The sequence below is a fragment of the Sphingomonas kyeonggiensis genome (assembly GCF_014204495.1).
Classification (GTDB): domain Bacteria; phylum Pseudomonadota; class Alphaproteobacteria; order Sphingomonadales; family Sphingomonadaceae; genus Sphingomonas; species Sphingomonas kyeonggiensis_A.
In genome coordinates, this window is the sequence record NZ_JACHLN010000004.1 from 229,184 (window position 1) to 247,180 (window position 17,997).

Below are 17,997 nucleotides of genomic sequence, written 5' to 3' on the forward strand. Positions count from 1 at the left end.
TCATGGGCGGCACCGGCGTCATCGACCACTTCTTGGAAGTTTTCACCCGCTACATCGACGGCGGGTTCGGGCTTCTCTCCAGCGAAGTGGCATTCATCGCCACGACGTTGATCGTCATCGACGTCACGCTCGCCGCCCTGTTTTGGAGCTGGGGCGCCGACGAAGATATCATGGCGCGCCTGGTGAAGAAGACGCTGTTCGTCGGCGTCTTCGCCTACCTCATCGGCAACTGGAACAACCTGGCCCGCATCATCTTCGAGAGCTTTGCGGGCCTCGGCCTGAAAGCCTCCGGCACCGGCTTCACCGTCGCCGACATGATGCGGCCCGGCCGCGTCGCTCAGACAGGGCTCGACGCCGGCAGGCCGCTGCTCGATTCCATATCCGATCTCATGGGTTACTGGAGTTTCTTTGAGAACTTCATTCAGATCGCGGTGATGCTGCTCGCCTGGGCGCTCGTGCTGCTGGCCTTTTTCATCCTCGCGATCCAGCTCTTCGTGACGCTGATCGAATTCAAGCTCACCACGCTGGCGGGCTTCGTGCTCATCCCGTTCGGGCTGTTCGGCAAGTCGGCGTTCATGGCTGAGCGCGTGCTCGGCAACGTCATTAGCTCCGGCATCAAGGTGCTCGTCCTCGGCGTCATCATCGGCATCGGGTCGAGCCTGTTTTCTGAATTCACCGCCGGCTTCGGCGGGGCGACGCCCACCATCGACCAGGCCATGGCCATCGTGCTGGCGGCGCTGACGCTGCTCGGCCTCGGCATCTTCGGTCCGGGCATCGCCAACGGTCTCGTCTCTGGCGGACCCCAGCTCGGCGCGGGCGCCGCCATCGGAACCGGCCTTGCCGCGGGCGGCATGGTCGCCGCAGGCGCCGCGACGGTTGGAGCGGTCGCGTCCGGAGGAGCCGCGCTGGCAGGTGGCGCGGCCGCCGCCGCTCGCGGGGGCGCAGCTCTCGCGGGTGGCGCTTCGACTGCCTACAGCCTGGGCGCCGCAGGGCAGACGGGCGCCTCGGGCGTGGCCAGCGGCCTGGGCGGCGTCGCCCGGGCCGCCGGTTCCGCAGCGACATCGCCGCTCCGGCGCGCCGCCGAGAGCATGCGCTCCAGCTTCTCGGACGGCGCGAAGTCCGCCTTCGAGGCGACCGGCGGCTCCTCGACCATGGGCACCATCGGCGGCGGCTCCGAAGAGGCCGCGCCCGCCGCCGGCAACGCCAACACGCCGCCGGCCTGGGCCCAGCGCATGAAGCGCTCCCAGCAGATGAGCCACGCCGTCTCGACGACCGTCCATGCTGTGCGCAGCGGCGACAGCCATGGCGGCGGCTCTTCCATCAACCTCTCTGAAAGCGACCGCTGATGTTCCGACGACCCTCCACGCACTACGGAAAGGCTCCCGAGCCCGAGACCCCTTATCAACGCGCCGCCCAGGTCTGGGACGAGCGCATCGGCTCGGCCCGCGTCCAGGCGCGCAACTGGCGCTACATGGCCTTCGGCTCGCTGTTGCTCAGCGCTGGCTTCGCCGCTGCCCTGGTCTGGCAGTCCGCACGCGGAACCGTCGTGCCTTGGGTGGTGCAGACCGACCGGCTCGGCCAGGCACAGGCGATCGCGCCGGCGACCGCCGACTACCAGCCGACCGACCCGCAGATCGCCTTCCACCTGGCGCGCTTCATCGAGCAGGTTCGCTCGATCCCGGCCGACGCGATCATCGTCCGCCAGAACTGGCTGCGCGCCTATGACTTCACGACCGATCGCGGTGCGGCCGCGCTGAACGATTACGCGCGCTCGAACGATCCCTTCACCAAGGTCGGCCGCCAGCAGATCGCCGTCGATGTTTCGAGCGTCATCCGCGCGTCGCCGGACAGCTTCCGCGTCGCCTGGACCGAGCGCCGGTATGAGAACGGCCAGCTCGCCGACACGACACGCTGGACGGCGATCCTCACGATCTTCGTCCAGATACCCCGCCATGCCGATCGGCTGCGGGCCAATCCCTTGGGGATCTACGTCAACGCAATCTCATGGTCACGGGAGCTGGGGCAATGACAAAGCCGTATTTCCGTAAAGCCGGAAGGCCGGCTTTGCACATTCACACATTCGCGGCTCTGCTGCTCTCGGCGACGGCGCTGGCCGGCTGCGCCACCACGACGCCGCCGCCGGAAATCAGCTACGACGACGCTTCGGCCGCCGTGCAGACCGTTGATCCTCCCGCGCCGGTCCAGGTCGTCGAGCTGCCGCGACCGCTGCCGCTTCCCGGTCAGATGAAGCCGGTCGAGGAATCGCGCCGCGCGCCCGAGCCGGCCGATCCGACCGCCCGCGTCAATCAGGCCAATGCCGCCGCGCGTATCCAGCCGGTACGCGACGGCTTCATCAACTCGATGCAGGTTTATCCCTTCACGCAAGGCGCCCTCTATCAGGTCTACACCGCCGTCGGGCAGATCACCGACGTCGCGCTCCAACCCGGTGAGCAGCTCGTCGGCTCCGGACCCGTGGCCGCGGGCGATACGGTTCGTTGGATTATCGGCGACACGCAAAGCGGCGCCGGCGCGACGCTGCAGGTCCACATCCTGGTCAAGCCGACGCGCGCGGATCTCATGACCAACCTCGTCATCAACACCAATCTGCGCACCTACCATATGGAGCTGCGCTCAACCGAACGGACCTATATGGCCTCCGTCTCCTGGCAGTATCCACAGGACCAGCTCATCGCGCTGCGCCGCCAGAACGCCGAGGCACAGGCCACCCAGCCGGTCGCCACCGGCGTCGATCTCTCGCGGCTGAACTTCCGCTACGAAGTGACCGGCGACCGTGCGGCATGGCGGCCGCTGCGGGCCTATGACGACGGCCGGCAAGTTTTCATCGAGTTTCCGCGGGGCATCGGCCAGGGCGAGATGCCGCCGCTGTTCGTCGTCGGCCCGGAGGGCACGACGTCGGAGCTGGTCAACTATCGCGTCCGCAACAACTACATGATCGTCGACCGGCTGTTCGCCGCCGCCGAGCTGCGCTTCGGCTCGGGCGACAATCAGAAGCGTGTCCGGATCACCCGCACCGACGGGAGGCCAGCGTCGTGAGCGAGGACCGAAACGAGGAAGGGGAAACGGCCGCGCCGCTGACCGGATCGGCGCCGGAGGCGGCCGCTCCGATGCGGCTGCGCGCCGATGCGCCGCGCGTGACACGACTGTCGCGCAAGGTGCTCGCCGGGCTCGGCCTGGTCGCCAGCCTCGGCATTGGCGGTGCGCTCGTTTATGCGCTCCAAACCCGCAACAGCGGCCGAGCGCCGGAGGAGCTTTATTCGACCGATAACCGCACCACGGCCGACGGCCTGCAGGGCCTGCCGCGCGACTATAGCGGCGTGCCGCAGCTCGGGCCGCCGCTGCCCGGCGACCTCGGCCGGCCGATCGTCAGCGCCCAGAACCGCGGCCAGCCCGTGCCCAATCCCGGCGTCGCCCCGCCGCAGCCCGGACTCAGCGCCGAGGAGCAGCGCCGGCTCCAGGAGATAGAGACGGCGCGCACCAGCCGGCTGTTCGCGGCCTCCGAAGCGCGCAATGCCGCGCCGGCCACCGCGAACACGCCGAACCCGCCACTGCCCGACCTGACCAGCCTTGGGCTCGCGCCACCGGCCGCGACCCCGACGGCCCAGGAGCGGCAGCAGGCCTTCCTCAATACGCCGGTCGATCGGCGCACCGTCTCCGCCGATCGCGTCGCAGCACCTGCCTCGCCGAACATCCTTCAGGCGGGCGCCGTCATTTCGGCGGCGCTGATCACCGGCATCCGATCTGATCTTCCGGGCCAGATCACCGCCCAGGTCACCGAGAACATCTACGACAGTCCGACGGGGCGCATCCTGCTCATTCCTCAGGGCACGCGCGTCATCGGCCAGTACGACAATAACGTCCAGTTCGGCCAAAGCCGTGTCCTCCTGGTCTGGAACCGGCTGATCTTCCCAAGCGGCCGCAGCATCGTGCTGGAACGGCAGCCCGGTGCCGACGCCGAGGGCTATGCCGGCCTGCAGGATGGAGTCGATTACCACTGGTGGGATCTCGCCAAGGCGGCCGGGCTCTCGACGCTTCTCAGCGTCGGCGCCGAGCTCGCTACGAACGACGATGATCGCCTCGTCCAGGCTATTCGCAACGGCGGTCAGGACACCATCAACGACGCCGGCCAACAGATCGTTCGCCGCCAGCTCAACATCGCGCCAACCTTGACGATCCGCCCGGGCTTCCCAGTCCGTGTGATCGTCACCCGCGATTTGATACTCGAACCCTACGGAGCGCCATAATGGCGAAATTGAAGCTTGGTCCGCTCGTGGACGAAAAGTCGGTCAAGCTCACCGTGGAGCTTCCAGCGGCGCTGCATCGCGAATTGACGGCCTATGCGGAAATACTTGCGCGAGAACATGGCCGGTCCGCTGTCGAGCCTGCTCGTCTCATCGTCCCCATGCTCGAGCGGTTCATCAGCACCGACCGCGCCTTTGCCAAGGCGAAGCGGACCCGCACGTAGCCACGCTCGAAAGACCGAGCGTCCTTCAAGCTCGCATATCAACGCGATCAGAGGGCTTCCTCGCCGCGCAATTGTCGCAACGCCCGCGCCCAGTCCTCCAGATGATATGTGCGATGAACCTTGCCGTCGACGATCTCGTGGATGTCGATGGTCATCAGTCTGAACGATCGGCCCGAGGGCGAAACGCCCATGAAGGGCACCGCCGGTGTTCCGATCGCTTCTCCGCGCACGATGATCCTGTTGCCGGAGACCAAGACCTCCCGCATCACGAACCGGAAGTCTGGAACACGTTCGATGCGCGCGCTCCACCGTTCGATCGCTGTCTCGCGTGTCTCGCAGACATGCTCGGTGGCGCAGTTCTGCCAATCGGATGTCGTCGCCGCTTCAAGCCGACCTCGTACCAAATCCGGCGCCGAAGCGGTCAGCGCATCGTAGATTGGCTGGACCAAAATGCGAGCCGACTCTGCGGAGAGCGCTGCTTGCGCGATGGCGGCCACGGGCGCGGACGATGCCGAAGTCATGTTCATAGGTATCGTATCCATCGCGTGCGTCATCCTTTCCGTCCTCCGTTCGACAATCGCGGCCGCGCGACCTGCCTTCCACGGTAGCGAGATGGCTCGTTTACGCGCCGGCTGAGGACGATCGCGCCCTGGCTTTCAGGTCGTCCCAGTTCGCATGCGCGATCATCACCTTCTCAGCGTCCGACAGCGCGGCGCTCTCGACGAAATCCCGCGCTCCGCGGCCGGGCGCGATCTGGTACGGGTAGTCCGTCGAAAACATGATGCGCTCGACGCCGATCGTCTCGATCGACCACCGCAGATAGGTGGGACTAAGCATTCCGCTCGGCGTGACATAGAAGTTTTGCCGGACGTATTCTGAGACGGACCTCTTCAGATTCGGCGCGAACTTCGACATCACGTCGATGCGCTCCAGATAGAAGAGCATTGTCTCGCCCCAGTGCCCCAAGATGATTTGCAGGTCGGGGAATCGGTCAAACAGGCCTGAAAGGATCAGGCGCACCGCCTCAACGCCGGTTTCGTAGTGCCATCCCCAACCGAGCGTCGCGAAAGCGACGTCCGTCGTGTCGCCAAATCCCGAGTAATAGCTTTGCCGCACGGCCGCCACCGGGATCTGCGGATGAAGATACAGGGGCACCCGTAGCCGGGCGGCGGTCTCGAAGATCGGCAGCATCGAAGGATCGTCCAGATGGCGCTCACCAGTGCGCCCCATGAGCATGGCGCCCCTGAGACCGAGCACCGAGACCGCGCGCTCCAGTTCGAGCGCCGCTGCGATTGGATCGGGTGTGGGGAGCGTCGCGAAGCCCTCGAACCGATCAGGTCGGCGCTCAATCGTCCGCGCCATGAGGTCGTTGGCCTGCCGCGCGATCGCGACCGCCTCGACGGCGTCGAGGTTCTGGACGCCAGGCGTGTTCAAGGAGAGGACCTGCACGTCGACGCCGCTCTCGTCCATCTGTCGAAGGCGCGCCTCTCCAAGATCTTTGAGGCGATTCTCCAGGACGGGAGTATTGAAGCGATCAAAGCTCTCGTCCCGGGAGGAACCTGTGCATCGCGTCCAGGCGAGCCGGACTTCTTCCGTTATGAAATGTTCTTCCAGTGCGACAATTTTCATGACCATCTCCCTAAAACCGTCGGGGCCGGCGGCACAGCCAATGCTTCCGACCGCACGCAGCTCCGGACCTTCTCGCGCATCAGGCTCAACAGCCGTCGCAGCGCGCGATTCGAATTGTTGCGCGACCAGACCGCGCCCAGCCCGACCGTGTCGAACCCACCGACAAGGGGCCGGATCTCAAGGCCTGGCGACGAGGGGTCCACGGCTGCCGCGCAGATGAGTGTGATCCCGAACCCCATCCTCACGAGGCTGATCACACCTGGATGTCCAATGTCCTGGTACTCAATATCAGGCTCGACACCGGGCGCGCGAAGACGTTGCTGAAGGTGCCTTGCAAGATCGGGTCCCGGGCCGCCTTTGGATATGACGAACGTCTCGCGCCGAAGATCCTCCCATCGAACGCTGTCGTACCGCGTGAGCGCGTGCCCCGAAGGTAAGGCGATCACCAGTTGCTCGCGCCACAGATCGATGCGCTCATATCCCTCGAACCCGTCGTCCTGCACGATGAGTGACATGTCCAATTGACCGAGCGTCAGGCGAAGGAGGTTCTCCTCCCCCGTGCCTTCCTGCAGAATCAGCTTTACCCCCTTCGATCCCTCCCGGAATCGCTGAAAGAGGTCGAAGAGGCAGCCGGACGGCACGGGCGCCAGGACGCCGACGCGCAAAGCGCCGCTGTCGCCGCCATGCGCGGCGGCTCCGAGTTGGATGGCACGATCGAATTGGACCAAGCTCGGCCCGACAGCCTTGAGGAACTCCGCCCCTGCGCTTGTCAGCCGCGTTCCCCGGTAATCGCGCTCAAGCAGCTCGTACCCGAGCCGCCGCTCAAGGATTTGGATGCGTCTCGTGATCGCCGACTGAGAGGCGCCGAGCACCGGCGCGGCCTTCCTGAGGCTTCCCTGTTCGGCGGCCACGATCACCGCGCGAATGTTCCGTAGGTCCAACGCGAGGTCGACCATGCTAGCTCACACACGCTGAGGAGCCGCTGCCGCTTTCGCCAGCATACTGACCATCTTCGCTTTGTCGCTGCGCTGAAGCGCGTCGAGATATTCCTTGAGCAGTTCCACATTCCGTTGCGCAGACATCAGGTCCTCCATCATGTGAATGCGTTTTCGATTGTCCCAGTGACACGCCGGGATTAAGGGCGCCGCGATCCAGGTTTCCGCAAACTCCCGGGCCTGGACCGCTTTGCCTGTCTGACGTCTGTGATGTGGCCACTTTTACGGACGGAGATAATACCCGCGTTTCCGCATGGCTCTTTAGCCGAGACGAAGAATTCCCTGCGGTCTCTGGCTCATTCACCGGGAACGGTCAGTAGATCGGACACGCCGAGACGATCGAAGAAGAGCTTGCGCATCTCGTGCGCCTTGTCGGCGACGACCATTGCTTGCCGCTGCTGCGGGTCGACTTCGAACCGATAGGGCCTCGTTCCGTGCGGCATGTCGATCACCTCGCGCACGCGCTCGGCCACCTCTTGCGCGTCCGTGCGCGCTCCCGGCACATTCGTCGAGTCAAGCTTGGACGCCAGTTCGTGCGCCAGGCCGGCCAGCTTCTTGTACTGGTCTGCGACCGTCGGATCGGCGGCCGGGACGGCGTGCTTGAAGTGGTCGGTGTCGGACGTATAGGCGCCCGGCATGCAGATCACCGTCTCGATGTTGTAGCGGCTGTTCTCCAGACCCATGATCTGGGCCAGAACGTCGCCAGCCGCCTTGCTGGCCGCGTAGGGACCGGTGAACGGATCCGGAATCTGCACGATACCGCTGCCGATATAGAGCAGGAGCCCCTTGTTCTGCCGGCGCATGGCCGGAAGGAAGGCCCGGTTCACCCGCAGCCAGGAGATAGCGTTGAGGTCGATGATCTGGGCGACCTGCTCCGGCCGGAAGGACTCTGTCAGGCCGGCCATCATCATCGCCGCGTTGTTGATGACGACGTCGATCCGCCCCGCCGCCGCGAGAACATAGTCGGCAGCCGAACGGCAGCTCGGCTCGAAGCGGACGTCGAGTTCGAGGGGATGCAGGTCGATCCCTTCCTTCTCGGCGATGGCGCGCAGATCGTCCGCTTTGTCCTTGCTGTGGTTGGCGAGGTCTCGCATCGATGCGTAGACCTTGTGGCCCGCCCGAGCGAGTTCGAGGGCGGATAGGCGACCGAAGCCAGAACCGGCTCCGGTGATGACGATGACTTTTTTCTCGGACATGGCGAGACCTCCTAGGGTTCGGACGTGACGTACCGGCAGCGAACAGCCGGGATGCAGGATGACCGGGCGCCTCGGGGCGCCGGCTAAGCTCAGGCTTTGACTTGCGGGTGCAGCAGGTCTTCGAGGCCGATGTTGCGGAACATCTCCCGACGAACCCGATCGCCCATTGCGAAAACCTCCTCGGCGCCATCCCGAGACGGGTCGACGAAAACCCGATAGGGGCGCTTGCCGAAGGGAGCGTCGACGATCTTCACGATTTCGACGGCGACCTCGGCCGCGTCTGCATCGGCGGGCTCCAGCGCGGCCAGGCCCTTCAGCGCCTGGTCGGCGACGCCGGCGTAGGGACCGTTGTCGTACTCGGCCTGGACGCCCTTGTCGGCGGGGGCGCCGGCATGGGCAAAGTGGTTGGTGCCCTTTGTGAATGCGCCCGGGACCACAATCGAGGTTTCGATGCCCCAACGCGACACTTCACTCGCATAGGAGACGGCCAAGGAATCCATCGCCGCCTTCGCCGCGAAATAGGGCGAGAGAAACGGCGGCGTGCCGCCACGGCTCGACGAGGACGAGACCCAGACCAGCAGGCCCCGCCCCTGCTTGCGCAGTTGCGGCAGGGCCGCGCGGTTCACCCGCTGGGTCGACAGCACGTTGATGTCATAGAGCTGGGCGAACTGCTCGGCCGTGAAGGCTTCGGCCGGGCCGAACGACATGTGGCCCGCGTTGTGGACGATGACGTCTAACTTGCCATTGTCAGCGACCACCTTGGCGATCCCAGCCTTGACCGAGTCGTCAGAGGCGACGTCGAGTTCGACCGTGCGCAGATCGATGCCGTGTTCCTTGGCGTAAGCGGCGACTGCGGCGACCTGGGGAGCGTTGCGCCCCTCCGTCTCACGCATCGAGGCGTATACGGTGTGTCCCGCTTTCGCGAGAGCCTGGGCGGTGAGCAGACCAAAACCGCTCGATGCGCCGGTAACGAGAATGACTTCTTTCATGGCTAACCTATTTTCGTTTGAGCGACAGGAAGGCGCGGGCTGTACGATCAGCACATTCCGCCGTTGGCGCGGACGACCTGGCCGTTGACCCAACCGCCTTCGGGGCCGACCAGGAAGGCGACGGCGCGAACGATGTCCTCGGGCTGGCCGAGCCGCTCGAGCGGATTCATCTTGGCCATGTGGTCGATCAGTTCCGGGCTCTTGCCCTCGAGGAACAGCTCGGTAGCGACGGGGCCCGGAGCGATTGCGTTCACGCTGATGCCACGTCCGCGCATCTCCTGCGCCAGAACTTGGGTCAGTCCCTCGACCGCCGCCTTGGTGGCAATGTAGACGCCGTAGGTCGGGAGCCGCACACCGATGACGCTGGACGAGAAATTGACGATCCGGCCGCCGTCCCGCAGGCGCTTGGCCGCCTCGCGGCAGGCGTTAAAGGTGCCTTTGAGGTTGATCGCGATGGTCTGGTCGAAGGTCTTGTCATCGAACTCCGCGATCTTCGCGAGCCGCAGAACGCCAGCGCAGTTGATAACCACGTCGATGCCGCCGAAGGCCTTTTCGGTGGCGTCGAACATCGCGATGACCGCCGCGGGATCCGACACATCGGCTTGGACGAGGATAGCCTCGCCGCCGGCCGCCTTGATCTTGTCGACCACTTCCTGCGCGGGCGCCGCCGAACCGGCGTAGTTCACCACCACCTTGAACCCATCGCGCGCGAGGCGCTGCGCGAGCTCGGCGCCGATGCCGCGCGACGAACCGGTGATGATGGCGACTTTGTCCTGAGTGCTCATCTCTTTGCTCCTTTGTTTTTCATCGCCGTCGCTTTGGGGCGGCGAGGAGCAACCTAGGCTTCTCCATTCAATAAAAATAATGCATAGTTATTAGTATTAGAATGACTTAAAGTATGTCTCAATGGTGTTCGACTGCAGGTTGCTCAGCGGAATCCCGCGCATCCAGACGAGGCTGGCGATGTTCGGGCTGACGCCCCGTCATCGTCGCGGCCGCGGTGCTCCCAGCTCGTCGAGCACCGCCCATGCCCAACCCACTATCCAACAGCAGGAGAAAAATGGCAGAGCACTCCTATGTCGGAATGTGGGTCACCGGCGATGGTCGCATCCGGCAGGAGCTTCTGGCGAACGGCCGCTACGACGAGGCCCGTGGGTCGCGGCAGAGTGCGTACCAGGTCCGCTATGAAGTCATGGGCAATCAGGTCAACATTGGGACGACGCGGGCTTCACGGCTGATGGCGTATTCGTCAGCGATCATCACGGCGGGATGATCTTCTACCGCAGGAAACCCTAGCAAACCGTCCGATGTATTCGCTAGAATACGCCACGCCGCTACGCCCCAGAAAAAACTATTCCATCTGACGGTGACTATTGCTTTCTATCATCGTGAAGAAACCGCGAGACCTTTACGATGACAGATTCCAATCCAGCGATCCGGCGAACGATCCGGCGCGAGCAGTTGCGGGAGATGGTCCCGCTCGCAAACAGCACGATCTACGAAATGGAACAACGGGGGGAATTCCCGCGACGCTTCGCTTTAACCCCACGATGCGTGGTTTGGGATCTGGGCGAGGTTCAGGCATGGCTCGCGGCCCGCCGCTCAAAACCAATTCTCCGTGCGCCCGGCCCCGACGTGAAACAACGTCGAGCCCGCCCGGTCAAAGAGCAGGATCGGGCGCCAGGATCGGCATCGACGGCGGGATGAGCGTTGGCACGTACTTCTTGCCATCGACCCAGGCGTCCAAGATGTCCGACCACTCCTGCATCATGTGCCGACGCTGCACCTCATATTCGGCTTTGTTATAGACGCCGCGCGACGAGCGTCCGTCCTCATGCGCCAGGCACTTTTCGATCCAGTCGCTGTTGAAGCCGAGTTCGTTCAGCAGAGTCGAACCTGTCCGCCGTAGATCGTGCACCGTAAATGGTTCTAGGGGCAGACCTTCCGCCTTCGCCCGTTCGACAACTGCGTAGGTCACCCGGTTGAACGTGGCCCGCGACATCGGGGCATCTGCGTCGTATCGCGACGGCAGAAGGTATCGTGAATTCCCCGCACAGGTCTTCAGGGCGATCATGATGTCGAGCACTTGGCGCGACAGGTAGACGTTATGCGCCTTCGAGCGCTTCATCCGCTCCTTCGGGATCGTCCAAACCGCATTTTCGAAGTCAACTTCGTCCCAAACCGCGTCCTGCAGTTCGCTCTTCCGCACCATCGTGAGAAGATAAAGCCGCATTCCCAGTCGGATAGTGGGAAGCGTGGCGACGTGTTCGAGTTGCTTCAGCATCACCCGAATTTCAGAGGGCGAAAGCGAGCGGTCCTTGGGCGCGAAAGTCGCAATCGATGCCGGTCCCACTTCGTCGGCCGGGTTGGAAACCTTCTCACCATGCAGGATCGCAAAGCCGTAAATCTGCTTCAGGATGTCTCGTACGTGGATAGCCGTCGCCGGAGCACCGCGCTCGACGATACCGCCACAATGGGCTCTAAGATCGTCTGGCGTGATCTCGGTCAGGAGGCGATTGCGCCAAACAGGCAACAGCTCTCGCTCGAAGATGGAACGCCGCATGGCCCGCGTGCTGTCGGCCATCGGAGCGGCCGTGAGCCACTTCTCTCCGAACTCACCGAAACTCTTGGCCTCTTTCAGGCGGCGCTTATCGCGCTGCTTCTCGATCGCAGGCGATCGTCCTTCGCCGACAGCGCGCCTCGCGTCGATGCACTTCTCTCGAGCCCGGGCAAGCGAGATGCCGTCGCGCCCGTACCTGCCCAGGTAGACGGTCTCCCGACGGCCGTTGAGCCTGTAGTCTAAGCGAAATGAGATCGCACCACTGGGCATGACGCGCACATACATGCCGTCACGATCTGCGACTTTGTAAATCTTCTCTTTTGGTTTCAATGCCTTGAGGGCGGCGTCCGTCAGCATTCCTACTGCCTCCTGAAAAGTACCGTCAGCACAAATCCGAGGCCCAGAGACGAAAAATAGCCAATATCTTCAGTTGCTTAATACGAAAAAAGTACCGTCACGAGCCTCATTGCCCATGACGGTACTTTCAAAAATGCGGCTAAGCAATATGCCCGAGGTCCGTCAGACGGACCGCCATTGCCAAACTCTACCCACCGATAGCTGCCGATCGACACCGACAGAAATTATTTTTGTTTTCAGTGGCTTACGTCGTACAATGGCGTAAATTCGGCGGGGTTCGGATAGGCCTGAATCATTCCCACTCGATCGTGCCGGGCGGCTTCGACGTGTAGTCGTAGGTCACCCGGTTCACGCCGCGCACTTCGTTGACGATGCGGGTCGAGACGCGGGGCAGGAAACCGGCCGGGAACTCGAAGGCCTCGGCGGTCATGCCGTCGATCGAAGTCACCGCACGCAGCGCCAGCACCGAATCATAGGTGCGGCCATCGCCCATCACGCCGACCGACCGGACCGGCGTCAGCACCGCGAAGGCCTGCCAGATCGTGTCGTAGAGACCCGCGTTGCGGATCTCCTCGAGATAGATCGCGTCGGCCTTGCGCAGGATGTCGCAGCGCTCCTTGGTGACTTCGCCCGGGATGCGGATCGCCAGGCCCGGCCCCGGGAAGGGATGACGGCCGACGAACGCCTGGGGCAGGCCCAGCTCGCGGCCGAGCGCGCGGACTTCGTCCTTGAACAGCTCGCGCAGCGGCTCGACGAGCTTCATGTTCATGCGCTCGGGCAGGCCGCCGACATTGTGATGGCTCTTGATCGTCACCGACGGCCCGCCGGTGAAGCTGACGCTCTCGATCACGTCGGGATAGAGCGTGCCCTGGGCGAGGAAATCGGCGCCGCCGATCTTCTTCGCTTCTTCCTCGAACACGTCGATGAAGGTCTTGCCGATGAACTTGCGCTTGGCCTCGGGATCGGTGACCCCGGCGAGACCGCCAAGGAACAGCGCCTCGGCGTCCACATGGACGAGCGGGATGTTGTAGCTGTTGCGGAACAGGCTGACGACCTGCTCGGCCTCGCCCGAGCGCATCAGGCCGTGATCGACGAACACGCAGGTCAGCTGGTCGCCGATCGCCTCGTGGATCAGCACCGCGGCGACCGCGCTGTCGACGCCGCCCGACAGGCCGCAGATCACCTTGCCGCTGCCGACCTGGGCGCGGATCTCGTTGATCTTGGTCTGACGGAACTCGGCCATCGTCCAGTCGCCGGTGAGGCCGCAGACGTGGCGGACGAAGTTGGCGAGCAGCTTGGCGCCGTCGGGCGTGTGGACCACTTCGGGGTGGAACTGCATCGCATAGTAGCGACGGTCGTCATCGGCGATCACCGCGAAGGGAGCGCCCGAGCTGTGGGCTACCGGGCGGAAGCCGGGGGCGAGGTTGGTCACCTTGTCGCCATGGCTCATCCACACCTGATGGGTCTCGCCTTCGTGCCACATGCCGTCGAACAGCACGCAGCCATCGTCGATATCGATGAAGGCGCGGCCGAACTCGCCGCTGTCGCCCAACTGCACGGTGCCGCCGAGCTGGTGCATCATCACCTGCTGGCCATAGCAGATGCCGAGCACCGGCAGGCCGGAGTCGAAGATCTCCTGCGGCACGCGCGGGCTGCCGTCTTCGAGCACCGAGGCCGGCGAGCCCGAGAGGATGACGCCCTTGGGCTTCATCCGGGCGAACGCCTCTCCGGCGGTGGTGAAGGGAGCGATCTCGCTATAGACCCCGGCCTCGCGCACGCGGCGCGCGATCAGCTGGGTTACTTGGCTGCCGAAATCGACGATGAGGATGGAATCTGCATGCTGGTCCATGCCCAGCGCGCTTAGCCAGAAGCAGCGCCGGGGGGAAGGCCGGGCGCGAGATTATTCTTCGCGCCCTCCCCCGTTCCGCTTCAGAGTGACTGCAGCCCCTCGATCGTCACGATCGGATCGCTGCCCCGGCGCAGCGCGCAGCGGAAGCCGTGGCTCTGCTTCGTGGTGTCGCGGTAGCTGGCGGCGAGCTCGACCTGGCCCTTGATGACCCAGCTCTTGCCGTTCCAGACGGTGCTGGTGACATTCGAGACGCGGGCGAGCCGGGCATAGCGCTCGCCGAGGCTCTCTGCTTCCATCGCGCAGCGATCGGCAGCAGCGTCTTCATCGTACAACCCGTCGAAGCGGGCCGAATCGGGTGCCGGCATTTCCGCGATCGGCCCGCTGCTCGGCTGGGGTGCATCGCCATAGCGGCTATCGGCGACGGGGCCGGTGTCGATCGGAACGCGATCCTCGGGCGGAGCCACGTCCTCGACGGCCTCGACCGGCTGCGGCTTCTTCTTGCCGCTCGAGACAAGCGCGAGCAGGCCGCCGACGACGAGCCCGCCGACGATCGCATCGCCAACGTCGAACTTGTCCTCATGATGCTTGCGCTCGGGGCGCCAGCGCTGGGCCTGGGCGGGCATCGCCATGCCGACGATCGCAACCACGGCGATCGTGCCGCCACCGAGCTTCAGAACACCCATCGCCGCCTCCGTTACTTTTGTGGAACGAAACTATGCCGCCGAAACTGTCGCGCGGCTGAATGAGTTCAGTCCGGGCGGGGATGACGCAGCACGATCAACTTGGTGATTTCGACCTGCAGCGGGCCGCCCGAGACTTGCCAGATCCTGGCTTGAACATCGTCCTTGCCGACGAACCTGTAACAGGTCGCCCCTTCCTCCGTCGCGCAATCCTGGACACTCTCGAACGGGCGCGCGACGAATGCCGCCAATGCTTCGACACAGGAGCCGGCCGCGGCATCGCAGTGGGCCAGGCTCCCGGCCCGTACAGCCGTTGCCGCACGCTGAAGCAGGGCATGGCCTTTGCGGGCCACCTCCCCGCTCACCGCGCGGAAGAAGCGCGGGTCGTCTTGTCCGAGCCTGGCGCAGGGGCCGTTCCATTTGTCGTCGAACACGTCCCCGCGCTCCTCCGGCAGCAAGGGGAGCACCAGGAACCGCGTACCGCTCTCCAGTCCATAGGCGCGCATCGGCGTGGTGGCATCGGCGTCGCGCAGCAGGCCCTGCGTCGGCGCCAGCTTCATCACCACCACATCCATACGGCAGAGGCCGGAGGTGCCGAACGCACCGTCGGGGTAGGGCGTGGTGACGAAACGCTCGTCCATGAGCGGCTGGGTTGGCTGTGTCGGGCTGCGGCGATCGGCCTTACGGAAGAGGCCCCATAGCTGGTCGCGCAACTGCGCGTCGGTGATCGAGGGATCCTGCTGCCGAAGCTCTGCCTTGGTGACGGGCTGCTGGGCACTTGCCGGCGCCGGCAACATCAACGCCGCCAGCATGAACATCGCATAGGCCCGAATACGCATGCCCCCTCCCGAACACCGGCTTTGCCCAAACATAGGAGCGGTGCCCGGCGGGTGATATCGATTGTTCGGCATTCGCGCCGAAACGGATGCGAACGCGGCGCCATCCCCACAGGAGGAAGGCGCCGCGTGCCGGTTACTTGCTCTTGATCTCCAGCCCGGTCCACTTGGCCGTGAAGGCATAGAGGTCGGAAGCTTCCTCGATGATCTTGTCGGTCGGCTTGCCGGCGCCGTGGCCCGCGCGCGTCTCGATGCGGACGAGGTGCGGCTTGTCCCCGATATCCGCATGCTGGATCGCCGCGGTATACTTGAACGTATGCCCCGGCACGACGCGATCGTCGGTGTCGGCCGTGGTAGCCAGGATTGCCGGATAGGCTACGCCCGACTTCACATTGTGGTACGGCGAATAGGCGTAGAGCGTCTTGAAATCGGCTTCCTTCGACGGATAGCCATAGTCATCGACCCAGTAGCGGCCCGCCGTGAACCGGTCGAAGCGCAGCATGTCCATCACGCCCACCGCCGGCAGTGCCGCGGCGAACAGGTCCGGGCGCTGATTGACCACCGCGCCCACCAGAAGCCCGCCGTTCGAGCCACCCTGGATCGCCAGCTGGTTCTTGCCGGTGATGCCTTCCTTGATGAGATACTCGCCCGCGCCGATGAAATCGTCGAACACGTTCTGCTTGTTCGCCAGGCGCCCGCCGTCATGCCATGCCTTGCCATATTCGCCACCGCCACGGATGTTGGCGAGGACGAACACGCCGCCCTGCTCCATCCAGGCGATCCGCGAGGCGGAGAAACTGGGAGTGTAGGACACGTTGAAGCCGCCATAGCCCCAGAGCAGGGTCGGCGCCGGGCCAGTGGTGGTCTTCTTGCGGACGATGAACATAGGCACCTTGGTGCCGTCCTTCGACGCGAAGAAGCGCTGCTCGACCTTATAGTCCTCCGGCTTGAACAGCAGCTTGGGCTGTGCCCAGGCGGTGCTAGCGCCGGTCGCCATGTCGTAGCGATAGATCGTCGTCGGCTCGTTGAAGCTGGTGAAGGTGTAAAAGGTCTCGGGATCGTCCGGCTCGCCGCCAAAGCCCGATGCGGTGCCGACCCCAGGCAGCTTGACCGCGCCCAGCGCCTTGCCGTCCAGGGTGAAGCGGCGCACCTCGGTCTTGGCATCGACCAGATAGCTGGTGACCAGCTTGCCGCCGACGATCGCGGCGCCTTCCAGCGTCGCCTTGTCCTCGGGGACCAGATCGGTGGTGGCGAGGTCGGCGGAAGCCACGTCCATCGTCACGATCTTGTGCTTCGGAGCGCCCTTGTTGGTCACCCAGTAGAATTTGCTGCCGATATTGCCGGCCAGGCCCCAGCTGTTCTCCAGCGCGGGGATCAGCACCCGCGGCTTCATCGCCGGATCCTTCAGGTCGATCAGCGATATCCGGTAGCGATCGTCGGTGCCCTCGCTGGTGGTGACGACCATCCAGCGGCCATCATCGGTCACCTGGGCATAGTGGCTCCACTTGGGATGGTCCGGCGTCTCGTAAACCAGCCTGTCTTCGCTCTCGGCGGTGCCGAGCTTGTGGAAATAGACCTTGTGGTTCTCGTTCAGCGCCTGGAACTTGGCGTCCGCCGCCACATCCGGATAGCGCGAATAATAGAAGCCGCTGCCGTCCTTCGCCCAGGAAGCGCTGAGCGTGAACTTCATGCCATGGACGGTGTCGGGCAGTTCCTTGCCGGTGGCGACATCGAGCACCTTGGCGAAGCGCCAGTCGGTGCCGCCGTCCTGCACCGCGTAGAGCAGATACTTGCCATCGTCCGAAGGCGCCCATTCGGAAAGTGCCGTGGCGCCGTCCTTCGACCAGCCATTGGGATCGATCAGCACGCGGCCCGGGCCATCCAGCGTATCGCGCACGAACAGCACCGCCTGGTTCTGCAGGCCGCTATTGTGCATGTAGAAATAGCGGCCGCCCTTCTTCTGCGGCGCGCCGAACCGCTCATAGTCGAACAGCTGCTTGATCCGCGCCTTGAACCAGTCGCGCCCGGGCAGCGTGGCGAGATAGGCGCCCGTCACCTTGTTCTCGGCATCGACCCATGCGGCGACTTCCTTGTCGTTGCGCACATCGTTCTCGAGCCAGCGATACGGATCGGCGACCTTCACCCCGAACTGTTCCTCCACCACATCGACGCGGCGGGTCTCGGGATAGGCAAGCTTGGTCACTTTGGTCTCCGGCTGGGTCTGGGCGAATGCGGGGGTGGCAAGGAGCAACGGCAGGATGAGAGCGCGGCGCAAGGGAGCCTCCGATTGGGGGGAATGCGCCCTAGGCTAACGCCCCGCCGCGATCGCTCAAGCGAAACCGACCACCGACGTCTCCGAAACGGCCCAGATCAGCGCGCCCAGCACCGGCGCGAGCGCCATGCCGGCTGAAAGCCAGGCACTC

17 protein-coding genes and 1 pseudogene are annotated in these 17,997 nt (G+C 64.5%); 7 read left to right on the forward strand and 11 right to left on the reverse strand.

Annotated features, from left to right (window positions below; genetic code table 11):
* Window positions 1-2 precede the first annotated feature (2 nt).
* From trbL to HNP52_RS20065, 5 genes are all read left to right on the forward strand, one after another.
* Entirely contained in the window at window positions 3-1,346 is a 1,344-nt protein-coding gene (gene trbL / locus HNP52_RS20045) for a P-type conjugative transfer protein TrbL (protein WP_184169776.1), read from the forward strand.
* A complete protein-coding gene (trbF, locus tag HNP52_RS20050; RefSeq protein WP_184169779.1) occupies window positions 1,346-2,029 on the forward strand; it encodes a conjugal transfer protein TrbF in 684 nt (227 codons plus the stop codon). The genes trbL and trbF overlap by 1 nt, the downstream gene beginning before the upstream one ends.
* Window positions 2,026-3,054: a P-type conjugative transfer protein TrbG gene (gene trbG, locus HNP52_RS20055; RefSeq protein ID WP_184169782.1), complete on the forward strand. Its 1,029-nt coding sequence runs from the start codon at window positions 2,026-2,028 to the stop codon at window positions 3,052-3,054. The genes trbF and trbG overlap by 4 nt, the downstream gene beginning before the upstream one ends.
* A 71-nt stretch (window positions 3,055-3,125) precedes the next feature.
* On the forward strand, window positions 3,126-4,262 hold the full coding sequence (locus tag HNP52_RS20060) for a TrbI/VirB10 family protein (RefSeq protein ID WP_221416597.1): 1,137 nt from the start codon (window positions 3,126-3,128) through the stop codon (window positions 4,260-4,262).
* Window positions 4,262-4,483 (forward strand): DUF2274 domain-containing protein, encoded by a 222-nt coding sequence (locus tag HNP52_RS20065; protein WP_184169787.1) that lies wholly within the window; start codon window positions 4,262-4,264, stop codon window positions 4,481-4,483. The genes HNP52_RS20060 and HNP52_RS20065 overlap by 1 nt, the downstream gene beginning before the upstream one ends.
* Before the next feature lie 47 nt (window positions 4,484-4,530).
* On the opposite strand, the gene HNP52_RS20070 is transcribed toward HNP52_RS20065, so the two are convergent.
* The 6 genes from HNP52_RS20070 to HNP52_RS20095 all read right to left on the reverse strand — a co-directional run bounded on the left by HNP52_RS20070 (window position 4,531) and on the right by HNP52_RS20095 (window position 10,077).
* Window positions 4,531-5,010 (reverse strand): ester cyclase, encoded by a 480-nt coding sequence (locus tag HNP52_RS20070; RefSeq protein ID WP_184169790.1) that lies wholly within the window; start codon window positions 5,008-5,010, stop codon window positions 4,531-4,533.
* Between the two features lie 94 nt (window positions 5,011-5,104).
* Window positions 5,105-6,112 (reverse strand): amidohydrolase family protein, encoded by a 1,008-nt coding sequence (locus HNP52_RS20075; RefSeq protein WP_184169793.1) that lies wholly within the window; start codon window positions 6,110-6,112, stop codon window positions 5,105-5,107.
* Complete coding sequence (locus HNP52_RS20080; protein ID WP_184169796.1) at window positions 6,109-7,068, reverse strand: LysR family transcriptional regulator; 960 nt, start codon at window positions 7,066-7,068, stop codon at window positions 6,109-6,111. Before HNP52_RS20080 ends, HNP52_RS20075 begins: the two co-directional genes overlap by 4 nt.
* Before the next feature lie 335 nt (window positions 7,069-7,403).
* Window positions 7,404-8,303, reverse strand: coding sequence for an SDR family oxidoreductase (locus tag HNP52_RS20085; protein ID WP_184169799.1), 900 nt, complete (start codon window positions 8,301-8,303; stop codon window positions 7,404-7,406).
* A gap of 89 nt (window positions 8,304-8,392) precedes the next feature.
* Window positions 8,393-9,292, reverse strand: a complete 900-nt coding sequence (locus HNP52_RS20090) for an SDR family oxidoreductase (protein WP_184169801.1) — start codon at window positions 9,290-9,292, stop codon at window positions 8,393-8,395.
* Window positions 9,293-9,339: 47 nt separating this feature from the next.
* A complete protein-coding gene (locus HNP52_RS20095) occupies window positions 9,340-10,077 on the reverse strand; it encodes an SDR family oxidoreductase (RefSeq protein WP_184169804.1) in 738 nt (245 codons plus the stop codon).
* A 299-nt stretch (window positions 10,078-10,376) separates the two neighbouring features.
* Between HNP52_RS20095 and HNP52_RS20100 the strand changes: the two are divergent.
* Window positions 10,377-10,588, forward strand: a pseudogene (locus HNP52_RS20100) (Atu4866 domain-containing protein).
* Window positions 10,589-10,705: 117 nt separating this feature from the next.
* Window positions 10,706-10,999 carry an AlpA family transcriptional regulator gene (locus tag HNP52_RS20105; protein ID WP_184169807.1) on the forward strand — a complete coding sequence of 98 codons (294 nt, stop codon included), beginning with the start codon at window positions 10,706-10,708 and terminating at the stop codon, window positions 10,997-10,999.
* Here the strand turns inward: HNP52_RS20105 and HNP52_RS20110 are convergent.
* From HNP52_RS20110 to HNP52_RS20130, 5 genes are all read right to left on the reverse strand, one after another.
* A complete protein-coding gene (locus tag HNP52_RS20110) occupies window positions 10,953-12,209 on the reverse strand; it encodes a site-specific integrase (protein WP_184169809.1) in 1,257 nt (418 codons plus the stop codon). The genes HNP52_RS20105 and HNP52_RS20110 overlap by 47 nt on opposite strands.
* Before the next feature lie 292 nt (window positions 12,210-12,501).
* Complete coding sequence (guaA, locus tag HNP52_RS20115; RefSeq protein WP_184169812.1) at window positions 12,502-14,058, reverse strand: glutamine-hydrolyzing GMP synthase; 1,557 nt, start codon at window positions 14,056-14,058, stop codon at window positions 12,502-12,504.
* Window positions 14,059-14,138: 80 nt separating this feature from the next.
* Window positions 14,139-14,741, reverse strand: a complete 603-nt coding sequence (locus tag HNP52_RS20120; RefSeq protein WP_184169815.1) for a hypothetical protein — start codon at window positions 14,739-14,741, stop codon at window positions 14,139-14,141.
* A gap of 65 nt (window positions 14,742-14,806) precedes the next feature.
* Window positions 14,807-15,577: a hypothetical protein gene (locus HNP52_RS20125; RefSeq protein WP_184169818.1), complete on the reverse strand. Its 771-nt coding sequence runs from the start codon at window positions 15,575-15,577 to the stop codon at window positions 14,807-14,809.
* Window positions 15,578-15,710: 133 nt separating this feature from the next.
* Window positions 15,711-17,849 (reverse strand): prolyl oligopeptidase family protein, encoded by a 2,139-nt coding sequence (locus tag HNP52_RS20130; RefSeq protein WP_184169821.1) that lies wholly within the window; start codon window positions 17,847-17,849, stop codon window positions 15,711-15,713.
* Between the last annotated feature and the right edge of the window lie 148 nt (window positions 17,850-17,997).

What these genes read in the sequence shown, in the direction of transcription:
- HNP52_RS20080 (WP_184169796.1), bottom strand. Translation starts at nt 7,068, where the DNA reads ATGGTCGACCTCGCGTTGGACCTACGGAACATTCGCGCGGTGATCGTG.
- HNP52_RS20090 (WP_184169801.1), bottom strand. Translation starts at nt 9,292, where the DNA reads ATGAAAGAAGTCATTCTCGTTACCGGCGCATCGAGCGGTTTTGGTCTG.
- HNP52_RS20085 (WP_184169799.1), bottom strand. Translation starts at nt 8,303, where the DNA reads ATGTCCGAGAAAAAAGTCATCGTCATCACCGGAGCCGGTTCTGGCTTC.
- HNP52_RS20075 (WP_184169793.1), bottom strand. Translation starts at nt 6,112, where the DNA reads ATGAAAATTGTCGCACTGGAAGAACATTTCATAACGGAAGAAGTCCGG.
- guaA (WP_184169812.1), bottom strand. Translation starts at nt 14,058, where the DNA reads ATGGACCAGCATGCAGATTCCATCCTCATCGTCGATTTCGGCAGCCAA.
- HNP52_RS20070 (WP_184169790.1), bottom strand. Translation starts at nt 5,010, where the DNA reads ATGAACATGACTTCGGCATCGTCCGCGCCCGTGGCCGCCATCGCGCAA.
- trbL (WP_184169776.1), top strand. Translation starts at nt 3, where the DNA reads ATGGGCGGCACCGGCGTCATCGACCACTTCTTGGAAGTTTTCACCCGC.
- trbG (WP_184169782.1), top strand. Translation starts at nt 2,026, where the DNA reads ATGACAAAGCCGTATTTCCGTAAAGCCGGAAGGCCGGCTTTGCACATT.
- HNP52_RS20065 (WP_184169787.1), top strand. Translation starts at nt 4,262, where the DNA reads ATGGCGAAATTGAAGCTTGGTCCGCTCGTGGACGAAAAGTCGGTCAAG.
- HNP52_RS20120 (WP_184169815.1), bottom strand. Translation starts at nt 14,741, where the DNA reads ATGGGTGTTCTGAAGCTCGGTGGCGGCACGATCGCCGTGGTTGCGATC.
- HNP52_RS20125 (WP_184169818.1), bottom strand. Translation starts at nt 15,577, where the DNA reads ATGCGTATTCGGGCCTATGCGATGTTCATGCTGGCGGCGTTGATGTTG.
- HNP52_RS20110 (WP_184169809.1), bottom strand. Translation starts at nt 12,209, where the DNA reads ATGCTGACGGACGCCGCCCTCAAGGCATTGAAACCAAAAGAGAAGATT.
- HNP52_RS20095 (WP_184169804.1), bottom strand. Translation starts at nt 10,077, where the DNA reads ATGAGCACTCAGGACAAAGTCGCCATCATCACCGGTTCGTCGCGCGGC.
- trbF (WP_184169779.1), top strand. Translation starts at nt 1,346, where the DNA reads ATGTTCCGACGACCCTCCACGCACTACGGAAAGGCTCCCGAGCCCGAG.
- HNP52_RS20105 (WP_184169807.1), top strand. Translation starts at nt 10,706, where the DNA reads ATGACAGATTCCAATCCAGCGATCCGGCGAACGATCCGGCGCGAGCAG.
- HNP52_RS20060 (WP_221416597.1), top strand. Translation starts at nt 3,126, where the DNA reads ATGCGGCTGCGCGCCGATGCGCCGCGCGTGACACGACTGTCGCGCAAG.